The 15,248-nt window shown below is 68.8% G+C and carries 15 protein-coding genes and 1 riboswitch; of the genes, 3 read left to right on the forward strand and 12 right to left on the reverse strand.

What is annotated here, in order from left to right; all coding sequences use genetic code 11:
* Window positions 1-154: 154 nt before the first annotated feature.
* The 3 genes from ABZ154_RS24805 to ABZ154_RS24815 all read right to left on the reverse strand — a co-directional run bounded on the left by ABZ154_RS24805 (window position 155) and on the right by ABZ154_RS24815 (window position 3,122).
* The gene (locus ABZ154_RS24805; RefSeq protein ID WP_356836042.1) at window positions 155-1,189 is read right to left on the reverse strand and encodes an NlpC/P60 family protein; all 1,035 of its coding nucleotides are present in this window, start codon (window positions 1,187-1,189) and stop codon (window positions 155-157) included.
* Window positions 1,190-1,478: 289 nt separating this feature from the next.
* The gene (locus tag ABZ154_RS24810; RefSeq protein WP_356836044.1) at window positions 1,479-2,840 is read right to left on the reverse strand and encodes an NYN domain-containing protein; all 1,362 of its coding nucleotides are present in this window, start codon (window positions 2,838-2,840) and stop codon (window positions 1,479-1,481) included.
* Window positions 2,841-2,879: 39 nt separating this feature from the next.
* The gene (locus tag ABZ154_RS24815) at window positions 2,880-3,122 is read right to left on the reverse strand and encodes a hypothetical protein (RefSeq protein ID WP_015608051.1); all 243 of its coding nucleotides are present in this window, start codon (window positions 3,120-3,122) and stop codon (window positions 2,880-2,882) included.
* 194 nt (window positions 3,123-3,316) lie between these two features.
* Between ABZ154_RS24815 and ABZ154_RS24820 the strand changes: the two genes are divergently transcribed.
* Both ABZ154_RS24820 and ABZ154_RS24825 read left to right on the forward strand, forming a co-directional pair.
* Entirely contained in the window at window positions 3,317-4,081 is a 765-nt protein-coding gene (locus ABZ154_RS24820) for a rhomboid family intramembrane serine protease (RefSeq protein WP_356836046.1), read from the forward strand.
* Entirely contained in the window at window positions 4,078-4,359 is a 282-nt protein-coding gene (locus ABZ154_RS24825) for an Lrp/AsnC ligand binding domain-containing protein (protein ID WP_356836048.1), read from the forward strand. Before ABZ154_RS24820 ends, ABZ154_RS24825 begins: the two co-directional genes overlap by 4 nt.
* A gap of 67 nt (window positions 4,360-4,426) precedes the next feature.
* Here ABZ154_RS24825 and ABZ154_RS24830 read toward each other — a convergent pair whose 3' ends face one another.
* From ABZ154_RS24830 to ABZ154_RS24855, 6 genes are all read right to left on the reverse strand, one after another.
* Complete coding sequence (locus tag ABZ154_RS24830; RefSeq protein WP_356836050.1) at window positions 4,427-5,806, reverse strand: aminotransferase class V-fold PLP-dependent enzyme; 1,380 nt, start codon at window positions 5,804-5,806, stop codon at window positions 4,427-4,429.
* Window positions 5,807-5,981: 175 nt separating this feature from the next.
* Window positions 5,982-6,099: riboswitch (SAM riboswitch) on the reverse strand.
* 83 nt (window positions 6,100-6,182) lie between these two features.
* Entirely contained in the window at window positions 6,183-7,247 is a 1,065-nt protein-coding gene (gene trpD / locus ABZ154_RS24835; RefSeq protein ID WP_356836052.1) for an anthranilate phosphoribosyltransferase, read from the reverse strand.
* Window positions 7,248-7,370: 123 nt separating this feature from the next.
* Entirely contained in the window at window positions 7,371-9,017 is a 1,647-nt protein-coding gene (locus ABZ154_RS24840) for a ubiquinol-cytochrome c reductase cytochrome b subunit (RefSeq protein ID WP_356836054.1), read from the reverse strand.
* Window positions 9,014-10,066, reverse strand: a complete 1,053-nt coding sequence (locus ABZ154_RS24845) for a Rieske 2Fe-2S domain-containing protein (protein ID WP_356836056.1) — start codon at window positions 10,064-10,066, stop codon at window positions 9,014-9,016. The genes ABZ154_RS24840 and ABZ154_RS24845 overlap by 4 nt, the downstream gene beginning before the upstream one ends.
* On the reverse strand, window positions 10,063-10,872 hold the full coding sequence (locus ABZ154_RS24850) for a c-type cytochrome (protein ID WP_356836058.1): 810 nt from the start codon (window positions 10,870-10,872) through the stop codon (window positions 10,063-10,065). The genes ABZ154_RS24845 and ABZ154_RS24850 overlap by 4 nt, the downstream gene beginning before the upstream one ends.
* 56 nt (window positions 10,873-10,928) lie before the next feature.
* Window positions 10,929-11,549, reverse strand: a complete 621-nt coding sequence (locus ABZ154_RS24855; RefSeq protein WP_356836060.1) for a heme-copper oxidase subunit III — start codon at window positions 11,547-11,549, stop codon at window positions 10,929-10,931.
* Between the two features lie 187 nt (window positions 11,550-11,736).
* On the opposite strand from ABZ154_RS24855, the gene ABZ154_RS24860 reads away from it, so the two are divergent.
* Complete coding sequence (locus ABZ154_RS24860) at window positions 11,737-12,138, forward strand: response regulator transcription factor (RefSeq protein WP_030564241.1); 402 nt, start codon at window positions 11,737-11,739, stop codon at window positions 12,136-12,138.
* A gap of 60 nt (window positions 12,139-12,198) precedes the next feature.
* On the opposite strand, the gene ABZ154_RS24865 is transcribed toward ABZ154_RS24860, so the two are convergent.
* The 3 genes from ABZ154_RS24865 to ABZ154_RS24875 form a co-directional block, all read right to left on the reverse strand.
* The gene (locus ABZ154_RS24865; protein ID WP_356836062.1) at window positions 12,199-13,452 is read right to left on the reverse strand and encodes an Ig-like domain-containing protein; all 1,254 of its coding nucleotides are present in this window, start codon (window positions 13,450-13,452) and stop codon (window positions 12,199-12,201) included.
* Window positions 13,453-13,578: 126 nt separating this feature from the next.
* The gene (locus ABZ154_RS24870; protein ID WP_356836064.1) at window positions 13,579-13,977 is read right to left on the reverse strand and encodes a cytochrome c oxidase subunit 4; all 399 of its coding nucleotides are present in this window, start codon (window positions 13,975-13,977) and stop codon (window positions 13,579-13,581) included.
* A partial coding sequence (locus ABZ154_RS24875) for a cbb3-type cytochrome c oxidase subunit I (RefSeq protein WP_356836066.1) occupies window positions 13,974-15,248 on the reverse strand: 1,275 nt, incomplete at its 5' end. The genes ABZ154_RS24870 and ABZ154_RS24875, both read right to left, overlap by 4 nt.

Raw genomic sequence — 15,248 nt, forward strand, 5'->3', positions numbered from 1 at the left:
CGGACGACTACCGGGCGGCCAAAGACCTCGCCGGTGGCGGAAGGGGCGTCGAACAGCGCTGCCCCGCCGGTGACCTCGGTCTCCGGCGGGGCAGGGCGTCAGCGTGGGGTGGGGCGATTCCCTCGTTCGGGCGTCGCTCCCGGTGGGCGTGGCGTCAGATGCGGACGCCGAACTGGAAGGTGCCCATGTAGTTCATCGACTCGTAGCGGACGACGGTGCCCGGCTTCGGGGCGTGCAGGATCTGGTTGTTGCCGGCGTAGAAGCCGACGTGCGACAGGCCGTTGAAGAAGACCAGGTCGCCCGGCTTGAGCTGGCCGCGGCCGATCTTCACGCCGTCGTTCTGCTGGGTGTACGTGGTCCGGCTGATGTTGACGCCGGCCTGGGCGAAGGCCCACTGGGTCAGCCCGGAGCAGTCGTAGGAGTTGGGGCCCGAGCCACCGGAGACGTACGGCTTGCCGAGCTGGGTGGCGGCGGCGGCGAGGGCGGCGGCGCCACGGTTGGAGGCGGGAGCCTCGTTGCCGAGCTGGACCCGCTCGCTGGTGGCGCGGCTGGCGCGGTCCTTCGCCTCTTCCTCCTGGGCGATCTTCGCTCGCTCGGCGGCGGTCAGGCTGTTGAGCAGCCGCTGCGCGTCGGCCAGCTTGCCCTGGTACTTCTTCTTGTTCTCGCCGAGCGCCTTGCGGACGTCGGCGAGGTCGCCGAGCTTGTCCTGGGCTTCCTTGCGCTGCTGGGCGAGGGTGCGCTGCTTGGCCTGGATCTTCTGCAGCGACTCCGTCTGCTTGACCGTCAGCTGGTCGAGCGCGGAGGCCTGGTCGAGGAAGCTGTCCGGGTCCGAGGCGAGGAAGAGGGCGACCGAGGGGTCGATACCGCCGGAGCGGTACTGCGCGGTGGCGATCGAACCCAGCTCGCCGCGCAGGTCGTTGAGCTCGTCCTGACCGCGGGCGACCTTGTCCTGCAGCGCGTCGACCTGCTTCGTGAGCTTGTCCTGCTGCTCCTTGGCGCCGTTGTACTTCTCGGTGGCGGCCTCGGCCTCGTGGTAGAGCTTGTCGACCTTCGCCTTGACCTCGTTCTTGGTCGGCTTGGGGTCGGCGTGGGCGGCCTGGGAGGTCAGGGCCACGGCCGCAGCGGCGGTCGCGGTGAGCACAGTCACGCGGGTGCGGCTCGGTTGCTTGGGACGACGGTGGGACGCCACGAAGGCGAGCTCCTTCTTCCTCAGAGCCGCCTACCGGGCTGGGGGAAAGAATCCCCGGCTCCGTGCACTCACGGATTCGGCGGTTCCTTCGCCGTCACCCCCAATGGGTGATCGACCGTGCGAAGGTTCGAGGCCTAAACCTAGTGACCATCTTGTGATCAGTTCAAATCCTCACAGGATTTTTCTTGTCACACCAGGCACTTCTTTACTCTCAGCGCACCACGTGTAGCGATGACTTGACGGTACGTTCCCAAAAATCCGGCATGCCACACATGTCGCACATCTGTCCCTAGACGCGCGAAAGACGCTTCAGGAGCAAGACGGACGCGACGGGCCGGGCGCCGGCCTTGGCCACCCCGTCCGCCACCTCGCGGTCGGTGGAGACGACCACCACGGGCCGTCCCGGCGGTTCCGCACGGGCCAGTTGACGGATCAGCTCGTCCGCCGTGACCCCCGCCTTGCTGAACAGCACCCGCACCCCGCGCGGCGGCGCGAGCAGCACCGGAGCGGCCAGTTCGGCGCCGTCGAAGACACAGGTCATCTCGGCACCGGTCTGCGCGGCGAGCACCGAGAGGCCGCCCAGCAGCCGCAACCGCTGCTTCTCCAGCGGCATCTGGGGATAGCCGGTCTTGGTGACGTTGTAGCCGTCCACGATGAGATGCGCCTGCGGGAGCGCCAGCAGCTGGTCGAGCAGCGCCGGATCGGTGTCCGAAAGGGCCCTGGCGGCAATGTCCTTGTGTGACATCCGGCCCGGCTCCACCGCGTCCACGCTGTCGGCCGGGCGGGCCGTCACCGGGGGCAGGGCCAGCTCGCGCCGGAGCCCCGAGGCCGCGTCCAGGACCGTGTCGAGCAGCAGCCGCAGCCGCATGTCCTCCATCGACCGCCCCTCGCGGGAGGCCCTGCGGCCCGCCTCCATGGCCGCCTCGGCCTCGCCGAGCCTGCCCTTGAGCCGGCGTGACTCGCTCTCGGCGGCGGAGAGCTGGGCGGCCGCCTCGGCGCGCTGGGCGTCGGCCTCGGCGGCGCTGCGGCGCAGGGCCGCCTCGCCGCGTTTCACCTCGCTCAGCGCGGAGCGGAGCTTACGGTGGAGCGACTCGGACTCCTTGCGGGCCGCGTCCAGCTCGGCGCGCAGCCGCTCGGTCTCGCTCCGGGTGTGGGCGCGCGCCCGCTCCAGCTCCTCACGCAGCTGGACCAGTTCGCGCCGGGTCTCCTCGTCCACGCGCTCCGCGTCGGCGCGCTGGACCTCCTCGCCGGCCGCCTCGACCAGCTTGACCCAGCCCACCGGGCGCAGCACATAGGCGGCGGCGGCCACATCGACGGGGTCGGCGGCCGCGGGCGGCGACCCCGCCTCCAGCGCACCGGCCAGCTCCGGCTGGGCCTGGCCCAGTCGCTCACCGATGCGCTGCCGGAACAGCGGGTCGCCCTCCAGGGCGGCGGCCATCGCGTTCCCGGCGAACTTGGCCCGCCGGGTCGGGGTGAACCGGGCATACTGCCGCAACTGGGCGGGCAGTTCGGAGACGGTCAGACCACCGAAGGCGTCCGCGACCAGGGCGATGACCCGCCGCCGTACGCCTTCGGGCAGCGGGCGGTCGAGCGCCTCTGCACCGCCGTCGGCCGCATCGGCCGGTTCGGCGCCGCTGGTCGGCTGATCCACCGTCCGTCACCCCATAGATATGTCTGTCGGTGCGCTCCCTCAGGAGGCGGCACCCGGCCTGTCCACCAGTTCGATCTGATCCACCGCGTTGCACCAACGACAGCGGACCGACTCGATGGTCTCACTGACCACCTCCCGCTCCTCGACACTGGACTCACCGGCCAGGTCGAGGTGCACGTACTCCACGACCTTGGAAGACCGCGTCACGTCGAAGCGCGTGAGATTGCCGCACAGGGTGCAGCGCCAGCGGGTCCCGTCGGTCGGCAGGGGAACCGTCGTCATCGTTGCGTCCTCTTTCGTCGTCTCCGACAGCGCGCGCCGGGCGTGCCGCCGCGTCGCTTCCTGTCCTACGTCAAGGATCTCGCGGTGCGCCGTCGAACTGCGGAAGTCCTGGCGTAACCCTACGGCCTCGCGTATAGGCATCGGCACGGCGAGGCGCTCCGTCCCGTTCTCCCCCGGTACGTCATGCTCTGTACATGATCGACGTACGGCGGTTCGGCCGGCGGGCCTCGCCCGGGAAGGTCCGGGGCCGCGCGACGGGCGGGGCCGTTGGCGGGGCGCCGGTGACGTACGGGCTGATCGCCCTGTGCTGCGCCATCTTCCTGATCAGCCCGCTCTCCGGGTTCGGCGGCGCCTCCTACGGGAGCCAGGACGCGCTGCTCGCCGCGCAGGCCGGGTACTTCGAGCGGTGGGGGGTGATTCCGGCCGATCTGTGGGAGGGCTCACCGCGCGCCCTGGTCACCCCGTTCACCGCCCTGTTCGTGCACGGCAGCTGGGTGCACCTCCTGGGCAACCTGCTCTTCCTTTACGTGTTCGGGGCGATGGCCGAGGAACGCATGGGCCGGGCGCGGTTCGTCCTCTTCTACGTGGGGTGCGGCTACCTGGCGCTCGTCTGCTACGCCGCGGTGCACGCGGACTCGGAACAGACGCTGGTCGGCGCGTCGGGCGCGATCTCGGCGGTGCTCGGCGCCTTCCTCCGTCTGTTCCCCAAGGCCCGGGTGACCAGCCTGTTCCCGTTCCTCTTCTTCCTGCCGCTGCGCTTTCCCGCCTGGATCGTGCTGGTCTTCTGGTTCGGGCTCCAGTGGGCGGCCGCCCAGGCGGCGGACGCCGGGCCGGGGGTGGCGTATCTGGCGCATGTGGCGGGGTTCGCGGCGGGGTTCCTGTACGCCTGGGGGCGCTACCGGGGACGGACTAGAGTGAAGGTTCCAGCCACGGCCACCGAGGGAGACAGCCAGCCGTGATCACCGCGATCGTGCTCATCAAGACCAGCGTGGACCGGATTCCGGAGATCGCCGAGGCCATCGCCGCGCTGGACAGTGTCAGCGAGGTCTTCTCCGTCACCGGCACCTACGACCTGATCGCCATGGTCCGGGTCGCCAAGCACGACGACCTCGCCGATGTCATCCCCGGCCGGATCAGCAGGATCCCGGGCGTCGAGGGCACCGACACCCACGTGGCGTTCCGTACGTACTCCCAGCACGACCTGGAAGCGGCGTTCGCCATCGGCCTGGACGCGTAGAACCGTAACCACTTCGGCCGGGGACAGGCAGCGCGCCTGTCCCCGGCCGAAGTGGTTCCACGAGGTCTCAGACCTGGGCGGCGGTGCCCCGGTCCGGGACGCAACGGCCGTCCTCGGTGCGGTACTTCCACTGGGCGCCCTCGCGGACCAGCTCGGTGACCGCGCGCAGGAACCGCTCGATGTGCTCGTCCGGCGTACCGGCGCCGAAGCTGACCCGGATCGCGTTGAGCGAGAGCTCGCCCGGCTCGGCCTCGGGGGCGCCGCACTCGCCCGGGCCCTGCGGGTCGCTGCCGAGGAGGGTGCGCACCAGCGGGTGGGCGCAGAAGAGGCCGTCGCGGACGCCGATGCCGTACTCGGCGGAGAGGGCGGCGGCGAAGTGCGAGCTGTTCCAGCCGCGCACCACGAAGGAGATGACGCCGACCCGGGGGGCGTCGTCGCCGAAGAGCGAGAGCACCTGGACCTCGGGGACCTCGGCGAGCCCCGCGCGGACCCGGCTCACCAGCTCCTGTTCGCGGGCGACCAGGGCGTCGAAGCCCGCCTCGTTGAGGGTCTTGCAGGCGGAGGCGATGGAGTAGACGCCGATCACGTTGGGCGAACCGGCCTCGTGACGGGCGGCGGTGGTGTGCCAGTCGACCTCCACGCCGCCGTCGGCGCGCCGGGCGACCTTGCGGGAGGCGCCGCCGCCGGCGAGGTACGGCTCGGCTGCCTGGAGCCAGTCGGCGCGGCCGGCGAGGACTCCCGAGCCGAAGGGCGCGTACAGCTTGTGGCCGGAGAACGCGACCCAGTCGACGTCCAGTTCGGCGATGTCGACGGGGTGGTGCGGGGCGAGCTGCGCGGCGTCCAGGACGATCCGGGCGCCGTGCGCGTGGGCGGCGGCGGCCAGCTCCCTGACCGGCCACAGCTCGCCGGTCACGTTGGAGGCGCCGGTGACGCAGACCAGGGCGGGGCCGTAGGGGTCGCGGTCGGCCAGCGCCCGATCCAGGGCCTCCACCGCCTGGCCGGGGGTGCGGGGCGCGTCGAGGTAGGTGACCTGGGCGTCGCGCCAGGGCAGCAGGGAGGCGTGGTGCTCGGTCTCGTACACGAAGACCTGGCAGTCGGCGGGGAGCGCGGCGGCCAGCAGGTTGAGGGAGTCGGTGGTGGAGCGGGTGAAGACGACCTGGTCGTCGGCGCGGCAGCCGAGGAACTCCGCGACCGTGCGGCGGCTGTTCTCGAAGAGGTCGGTGGAGAGCTGCGAGAGGTATCCGGCCCCGCGGTGGACGCTGCCGTAGTACGGGGCGTACGCGGCGACGTCGTCCCAGACCCGCCGGAGGGCCGGGGCGCTGGCGGCGTAGTCGAGTGCGGCGTAGGTGACTTCACCGCCGGTGACGAGCGGAACAGTGACATCCTGCCCCAGAACGGGCAGCGGGGCACAAACCGACGGTTCGATGGCAGCAGTGGAGACAGACATGGCGAACTCCCGTAAAGGCAGGCGAAATCCGGCGCCGGCGGGTACGCGGCAGCGCGGGAGGGGGAAGGAAAGAGGTGCGCTTGAAGAGGGCGTTCAGCCCTAGCGCATTCGCTTGCTCACAAGAGGCTCCCTAGGGACCAGGACCCCGGGGGCTGGCGTCCACTGGACGCCGAGGGGCCCGCGCTTGCCGCAGACCTCGCTGCCTACGGCCTGGTCTTCACCCGGGGCACCCCGCCACGGACGGAGGGTTGCCGGACAGCGGGCCGGGGCCGTAGTCGCTGTCACTCATGACCTGCGCAGCATCTTGCCATATGCACGCGAACGCGCAAGGGCGCAGTCCGGCATCCGGACTGCGCCCAGGGGGGTGTCCTGCCGGTCAGGCGTTGCTGGCCGCCACCCAGCGCTCCAGGGCCCGCTTGGCCGCGCCGGAGTCGACGGCCTCGGTCGCGACGGGGATCTTCGCCGCGATCTGCTCGGTCAGCGTGCCGGGCCCCGGGTCGAGGGCGACCAGCGCCGCCGCCGAGTTGAGCAGCACCGCCTCGCGTACCGCGCCGCCCTCGCCGTCCAGCAGTCGGCGGGCCACATCGGCGTTGTACGACGCGTCGGCGCCGCGCAGCGCCTCGACGGGGACGAGGGGGAGGCCGACGTCACGCGGGTCGAAGGGCTCCTCGCGGACCGTGCCGTCGCGGACCACCCAGACCCGCGAGGTGGCGGTGGTGGTCAGCTCGTCGAGGCCGTCGTCGCCGCGGAAGACGAGGGCCGAGTTGCCCCGGTCCGCGAGCACGCCCGCGACGATGGGCGCCATCCGGGCGTCGGCCACCCCGATGGCCTGGGAGCGCACCTGGGCCGGGTTGGTGAGGGGGCCCAGGATGTTGAACGTGGTCTGCGCGCCGAGCTCCCGGCGGGCCTTGGCCGCGTACCGCAGGGCGGGGTGGAACTTCACGGCGAAGCAGAAGGTGATGCCCGCCGCCTCGGCGACCTCGACCACCCGTCGCGGGGTCAGCTCCAGGTTGACGCCGAGCTTCTCCAGGACGTCGGAGGAGCCGCTCGCGGAGGAGGCGGCCCGGTTGCCGTGCTTGACGACCTTGGCACCGGTCCCGGCGATCACGATCGCGGACATGGTGGAGATGTTGACCGTCTTGGCGAGGTCGCCGCCGGTGCCGACGATGTCGACGGTGCGGCCGGGCACGTGGATGGTGTTGGCGTGCGCGTACATCGCGCGCACCAGACCGGTGACCTCCTCGACGGTCTCACCCTTGGCCCGCAGAGCGACGGCGAAACCGGCGATCTGCGCGTCGGTCGCCTCGCCGCTCATGATGCGGTCCATCGCCCAGGCGGTCGCCTCGGAGGAGAGGTTCTCGCCGCGCAGCAGGGGGTTCAGCAGGCCGGGCCAGGAACGGTCCGCCACGCTGTCGCCGCCGTTCGGGGTCACAACGTTCATGGTCCGCTCCAGAGGGTCCACAGCCGGTAAAGAGACGGCTCCACCCTATCCAGCCGCCGGGACCGCGAAGAGCCCCGTCCATCGAATGGACGGGGCTCTCGCGGTGGCGATCAGATCAGGCGATCAGTGGTGGCCGTGGCCCTCGGTGATCTCCTTGTACTCCTCCGCGGTGGGCTTGGCGATCTGGTTGTCCTCGCCGTAGTAGCCCTTGCTGAGCCTGGCGCGCAGCTTCTGGACCGGGGAGATCTTGCGCTTGACGCCGTTCTCGTCGACCTCGGGGCCGAGCTCGACCGGCTTGTACTGCTCGTGCGCGGTGAGCGTGTGCAGCTGACCGGGCGAGAGCGGCTCGTGAACCTCCACGAACTCACCGTGCGGCAGGCGCTTGATGATGCCGGTCTCGCGACCGTGCAGCACCTTGTCCCGGTCGCGGCGCTGGAGGCCCAGGCAGATCCGCTTCGTGACGATGAACGCGATGACCGGTCCGGCGAAGAAGAAGATCCGGACGAACCACGAGATGGCGTTCAGCGACAGATGGAAGTGCGTGGCCCACAGGTCGTTCCCACCGCCGACGAGGCCGATGAAGTACGCCGTGATCCAGGCGACACCGAGCGCCGTACGGGTCGGGGCGTTGCGCGGGCGGTCCAGGATGTGGTGCTCGCGCTTGTCCCCGGTCACCCAGGACTCGACGAACGGGTAGACCGCCGGCAGCGTGAGCACCAGGCCGAAGAAGACCAGCGGGATGAACACGCCCAGGTTGAGCGTGTAACCCCAGAAGACGATCTCCCAGCCCGGCATGACTCGGACCAGACCCTCGGCGAAGCCCATGTACCAGTCGGGCTGGGCGCCGGTGGACACCTGGTCCGGACGGTACGGGCCGAGCGCCCAGATCGGGTTGATCGTGGCGATCGCCGAGATGATGGTGATGATGCCGAAGACCAGGAAGAAGAAGCCTCCGGCCTTCGCCATGTAGACCGGCATCAGCGGCAGGCCGACGACGTTCTTGTTGGTCCGGCCGGGGCCCGCGAACTGCGTGTGCTTGTGGTAGAAGACCAGGATCAGGTGGGCCACCAGCAGCCCGACCATGATGCCCGGCAGCAGCAGGATGTGGACCGAGTAGAACCGGGCCACGAAGTCGTGGCCGGGGAACTCGCCGCCGAACAGGAACATCGAGATGTACGTACCGACGATCGGCACGGACAGGATCGCGCCCTGGGTGAAGCGCACACCCGTACCGGAGAGCAGGTCGTCCGGGAGGGAGTAGCCGGTGAAGCCGGTGAACATGCCCAGCACGAAGAGCAGGAAGCCGAACAGCCAGTTGACCTCGCGCGGCTTGCGGAACGCGCCCGTGAAGAAGACGCGGCACATGTGCACGAACATGGCGGCCAGGAAGATCAGCGCGCCCCAGTGGTGGATCTGCCGGACGAGCAGACCACCACGGACCTCGAAGCTGATCTTCAGCGTGGAGGCGTAGGCCTCCGACATCCGGATGCCCTGCATGGGCTCGTACGGACCGTGGTAGACGATCTCGTTCATGCTCGGCTGGAAGAACAGCGTCAGATACACACCCGTGAGGATGATGACGATGAAGCTGTAGAGCGCGACCTCACCGAGCATGAAGGACCAGTGGTCCGGGAAGATCTTGCGCATGTTGGCCTTGGCCAGGCCGTAGATGCCCAGCCGGCCGTCCGCCCAGTCGGCGACCCGCTCGCCCGCGGGTGCCTTGCGCTGTCCCGCCTGGTCGGCGGGCGGGTTGGTTGTCGCAGTACTCATCCGCGCTCCCAGAAGGAAGGGCCGACGGGCTCGTCGAAGTCACCGAGCGCCTCGAGGTTGCCCTCGCTGTTCACGCCGATCCGCAGCTGCGGAAGCGCGTGGCCGGCCGGACCGAAGATGACGCGGGCGCCGTCGGAGAGGTCGAAGGTGGACTGGTGGCACGGGCAGAGCACGTGGTGTGTCTGCTGCTCGTACAGGCTGATCGGGCAGCCGACGTGGGTGCAGATCTTGGAGAAGGCGACGATGCCCTCGTGGGCCCAGTCGCGCTGGCGCTTGTCCTTGATGTCTTCCGGCTCGATGCGGACGATCATCAGGGCGGCCTTGGCGATCTGCGACAGGAAGTCGTGCGCGTCGTCCTCGAGCCCCTCGGGCTTGGCGAAGGTCAGCGACCCCACGGTGACGTGCTCGGGACGCAGCGGCTGGCCCGTGTTCACGTTGACGAGCAGCTTGCCCTTGGCCCACATCGTGGTCCGGAGCTTCTTCTCCGGGAGGGGACCGAGATCGCGAAGCAGCACCACACCGGAGAGCGGCACCAGGGCCAGCGCGCCGAACATGGTGGTGCGGATGAGCTTGCGCCGGCCGATCGCGGACTCCTCGGCACCGGCCTTGAAGTCGGCCATGACCTGAGCCTTGACCTCGGGCGGCGCCTCGATCGGGTGTCGTTCGTCCGCGACCTCGACGTCGGACATCAGGGTGCGCGCCCAGTGGACGGCGCCCGCTCCGATGAAGAAGAGCGCGAAGCCGAGCGTCAGCCCCAGGGAGAAGTTGAGCGCGCTCACATGGCCGAAGGGCCAGATGTAGACGATCTTGTCCACCGGGAAGATGACGTAGGAGGCGATGAAGGCCACCGTCGACAGCATCGAGAGGACGAACATGAACGCGACGGCCCGCTCGGAGCGGTTCGCGGCACGTTCGTCGAGGTCCTGGATGCGCGGCTTGTGGGCCGGCAGCCCCGGGTCGGCGAACGGGTCGTCCGTACCCTCCACCGCGCCGTGCACGGTCTCCTGCAGTACGGGCAGGTTGTCTTCTGGAATCTGTTGGCTACTCATGACTTCTTGGCCTTAGCGGTGTGGGCCGCGACCCAGACGGCGGTTGCGACGAGGGCGCCGAGCCCGAAGATCCAGGCGAACAGGCCCTCGCTGACCGGACCCAGCCCACCGAGGGCGAGGCCACCGGGGCTCGCCGTCTCGTCACCGTTCACGGACTTGATGTACGCGATGATGTCCTTCTTCTCCTGCTCCGGCATCGTCGTGTCGGGGAAGGAGGGCATGCTCTGCGGGCCGGTCTGCATGGCCTCGTAGATGTGCTTCGGGCTCACCCCTTCGAGGTCCGGGGCGTACTTGCCGTTGGTGAGGGCGCCGCCCTTACCCGTGAAGTTGTGGCACTGGGCGCAGTTGTTGCGGAACAGTTCGCCACCCTTGGCGGTGTCCGCGCCGGCCGGGTCGACCTGCTTTTCGGTCGGCGTGATCGGACCGGCGCCGAGCGACGCTACGTACGCCGCGAGCTGGTCGATCTCCGCCTGGGTGTAGATGACCGGCTTCTTCGGTACCTGGGCGCCCGGCTGCTGCGCGGGCATGCGGCCCGTACCGACCTGGAAGTCGACGGCGGCGGAGCCCACGCCCACGAGGGACGGCCCGTCGGTGGTGCCCTGACCGCCGGTTCCGTGGCAGCTGGCGCAGCCTACGGTGTAGAGCTTCTTGCCCTCGTCGATGGCGAGGGACTGGGCGGTTTCATCGGCCTGCGCCTTGCCCGCAGGCGCAAACGCGGCGTACAGCCCCCCGGTAGCCGCCAGCGCGAGGAGTAGTACGACGACCGCCGCCAGCGGATGGCGTCGTCGTGCGGAGAGCTTTTTCACGGATTACCCCGGTGTCAGGATCTTCTGCGTCGATGGTGGGCGGGTGCGAGCCCCGGTTACTTGATCATGTAGATCGTTGCGAACAGACCGATCCACACCACGTCCACGAAGTGCCAGTAGTAGGACACGACGATGGCCGCGGTGGCCTGGTCATGGGTGAACCTCTTGGCTGCGTACGTCCTGCCGAGAACCAGCAGGAAGGCGATGAGACCGCCCGTCACGTGCAGACCGTGGAAGCCGGTGGTCAGGTAGAACACCGAGCCGTACGGGTCGGACGACAGGGAGAGCCCCGCGTCCTTGACCAGCTCGGTGTACTCCAGGACCTGGCCGCCGATGAAGATCGAACCCATCACGAACGTCACGATGAACCAGGTGCGGAGCTTCTTCACATCGCCCCGCTCGGCGGCGAACACGCCGAGCTGGCAGGTGAGTGAGGAAAGCACCAGGATCGTGGTGTTCGTGGCCGAGAACGGGAAGTTCAGATGACTGGCCATCTCCTTCCAGTACTCGGGTCCCATCACCGATCGCAGGGTGAAGTACATCGCGAAGAGGGCCGCGAAGAACATCAGCTCGGAACTCAACCAGATGATGGTTCCGACGCTGGTGAGGTTCGGCCGATTGACCGACGGGTGCGCGTGCCCGGTTTCTACTGTCGTTGCTGTCGCCACGACCGACATTATGTCGGTCGCTTATCCCGCCCTCACTCCGGGGGGTGCCGTTCGGTGTGTCAGTCCCGTGTGTCCTGCCCGAACGGCCCATCGAATCGGTGTCCATACCGGTGCTGACGGCCGGTCGACCGGAGTACGATCCGCGCATCGGTTCATGCCCCGAGAGCCCCGAAGACACAGATGTCACGGAGGAACAATGCAGGCGACCGCCACGGTCCTGGTCTACAGCGACGACGCCAACATCCGCGAGCAGGTGAAGCTGGCAGCCGGTCGCAGGCCTGCCGCCGACGTGCCACCGGTGAAGTTCCTGGAGTGTGCGACGCTTCCGGCCGTCCTGGCGGCGCTGGACGGCGGCGGGATCGACGTCTGCGTCCTGGACGGCGAGACGGCTCCCATCGGCGGCATGGGTGTCTGCCGTCAGATCAAGGACGAGATCTTCCACTGCCCCCCGGTCCTCCTGCTGATCGGCCGCCCGCAGGACGCCTGGCTGGCCACCTGGAGCCGGGCCGAGGCCGCTGTGACGCTGCCGGTGGACCCGGTGGAGTTCGCCGACGCGCTGGCGGCACTGCTGCGTGCCCGGCTCGCCGTGGAGGCCTGAGAGGGCCCTGTGGGCCCTTGAGGAGCGCCCCGCCGTGCGGGGCGCTCCTTCTGTGCCCGGTCAGACATGCGGGCGCAGGCGGGCGGCCTGAAGCGTCTGCGGGCTGTCCGGCACTCCTTCGTTGAGGGCGCTGCCCTTCTGCCACTTCTCCCAGGAGAGGTTCCAGTCGCCGAACCCGTTGTCGAACGGGGTCATGGTCTCCCCCGCGCTGCCCACGACCTTGACGATGTCGCCCTGGCGCACGGTGTCGAAGAACCACTCGGCGTTTCCGGTGCTCATCCCGGTGCAGCCGTGGCTGACGTTGGCGTTGCCCTGGGAGCCGGTGGACCAGGGCGCGGCGTGGACGTACTCGCCGCTCCAGGTCACCCGGGTGGCCCAGTAGACCGGCAGGTCGTACGACTCCGAGGAACCCGCGGCGATGCCGATGCTCTCCCCGCGCATCCGTACGAACTGCTCCTTGGCGAGGACCACCTTGACGCCGTTGCGGGTGGAGAAGCCGGGCTTGCCGGTGGTGACCGGAATGGTGTTGATCACTTCTCCGTTGCGCAGGACCGTCATGGTGTGGGTCGAGGCGTCGGTGAGGGCCTCGATCCGGTCGCCGGTGGTGATCTTCAGGGGCTTGGCCTCGGCCCCGTAGAGGGCGTTGGTCACCTTGATGCCCGCCAGGTTGGAGCGGACCTCGATGGTGGCGTCGGCCGGCCAGAACTCCTGGGGCCGGTAGTGCAGCTTCTTGTCGTCGACCCAGTACCAGGAGCCGGTGACGGCCGGGGTGGAGCGGACCTTCAGAGCGCGCTCGACGGTGGCCCTGGACGCCTTGTCGGTGACCGGAGCGCTGAGTTCCGCCGTGATGGGCTGTCCGACGCCGTAGGTGCCCGCCTCCGGGCCGAAGGCGACCTTCAGCAGCTTCTTGGGCGAGGAGGTGTCGAAGGAGAGCGTACGGGTGCCAGGAGCGCCGTCCCCGTTCTCGGTGGAGACCCTGACGGTGTATCCGGTGCCGGCCGCCAGCGGGGCCGTGGAGCGCCACCTCCTGCCGTCGGCGGAGAGCTCGCCCGCCAGGTGGCGGCCCCCCGTGTCCACGGCGCTGACGTCGGTGATGCGGCTGTCGTCACCCTTGACGGTGACTTCCAGGGGCTTGTCGGGGTCGGCCTTCTCGTTCTTGGAGGGGCCGTTGAAGGAGACCTGGTCCCCCGCGTCGTACGGCTTCGTCGACAGCGGGTGTCCGTCGGGCTCGCCACAGGCGGTCGCACCCGCGCCGAGGGTCACGACCAGCAGAGTGCAGCTCACTACGGTGCGGATGCGCGGCGTGTGGTTCATGAACCCAACGTAAGAAGATTCATCCGATCCAGCGCGTTCAGTGACTGCAAACGAGCGAGGGGCCCGTGTCGCTTCGCGCGACGCGGGCCCCTCGTGGGGTAGTGCGGTGTCACCCTCCAGAGGGTGTCACTGGGTGCGGTTCTCACCCCGGTAGTACTCGAAGACCCAGCCGAAGAGGCCGATCAGGAGCAGCGGAGCCGAGAAGTACAGCAGCCACCAGCCGAAGACGACGCCCATGAAGGCGAAGGCGCCACCGATCGCCAGGGAGAGCGGCTGCCAGCTGTGCGGGGAGAAGAACCCCAGCTCGCCCGCCTCGTCGGCGACGTCGGCTTCCTTGTCGTCCTGGGCCATGGCGTCGACCCGGTTGGCCGTGAAGGCCAGGTAGAAGCCGATCATGACCGCGAGCCCGAAGGCCAGGAAGAGTGCTGTGGTGCCGACCGGCTCCTTCGACCACACGCCGTACACGACGGCCATGCCGAGGATGAAGACGCTCAGCCAGATGAACAGCTGTCCCTGGATCTTCACTTGCCTGCCTCCTTGCCGCCGGCGAGGGCCTTGTCCGACTCGGAGTGGTACTCAAGCTGCTCGAGCGCCGCGATCTCCGGGTGGTGCAGGTCGAACGCCGGGGATTCGGAACGGATCCGCGGCAGGGTGAGGAAGTTGTGCCGCGGCGGCGGGCAGGAGGTCGCCCACTCGAGCGAGCGGCCGTAACCCCACGGGTCGTCGACCTCGACCTTCTTGCCGTACTTGGCGGTCTTCCAGACGTTGTAGAAGAACGGCAGCATCGACAGGCCGAGCACGAAGGACGCGATGGTGGAAATCGTGTTCAGCGCGGTGAAGCCGTCGGCGGCGAGGTAGTCCGCGTAGCGACGCGGCATTCCCTCGGCACCGAGCCAGTGCTGCACCAGGAACGTGCCGTGGAAGCCGACGAACAGCGTCCAGAAGGTGATCTTCCCGAGCCGCTCGTCCAGCATCTTGCCGGTGAACTTCGGCCACCAGAAATGGAATCCGGAGAACATCGCGAAGACCACGGTGCCGAAGATGACGTAGTGGAAGTGCGCGACGACGAAGTACGAGTCGGAGACGTGGAAGTCCATCGGGGGCGAGGCCAGGATGACGCCGGTCAGACCACCGAAGGTGAAGGTGATCAGGAAGCCGACGGCCCAGAGCATCGGTGTCTCGAAGGACAGCGACCCCTTCCACATCGTGCCGATCCAGTTGAAGAACTTCACACCGGTCGGCACCGCGATGAGGAACGTCATGAAGGAGAAGAACGGCAACAGCACGCCGCCCGTCACATACATGTGGTGCGCCCACACCGTCACCGAAAGGCCGGCGATGGCGATCGTCGCGGCGATCAGACCGATGTAGCCGAACATCGGCTTGCGGCTGAAGACCGGGATGACCTCGGAAATGATTCCGAAGAACGGCAGGGCGATGATGTACACCTCTGGGTGTCCGAAGAACCAGAAGAGGTGCTGCCACAGCAGCGCGCCGCCGTTGGCGGAGTCGAAGATATGTGCACCGAATTTCCGATCCGCCTCCAGCGCGAAGAGCGCGGCGGCGAGAACGGGGAAGGCCAGCAGGACCAGGACACCGGTCAGCAGGACGTTCCAGGTGAAGATCGGCATGCGGAACATCGTCATGCCGGGAGCGCGCATGCAGATGATCGTGGTGATGAAGTTGACCGAGCCGAGGATCGTGCCGAAGCCGGAGAAGGCCAGACCCATGATCCACATGTCGGCGCCGATGCCCGGCGAGCGGACCGCGTCGTTCAGCGGCGCGTAGGCGAACCA

This window comes from Streptomyces sp. NPDC006261 (genome assembly GCF_040613515.1).
In the GTDB taxonomy this organism is placed as follows: Bacteria; Actinomycetota; Actinomycetes; order Streptomycetales; family Streptomycetaceae; genus Streptomyces.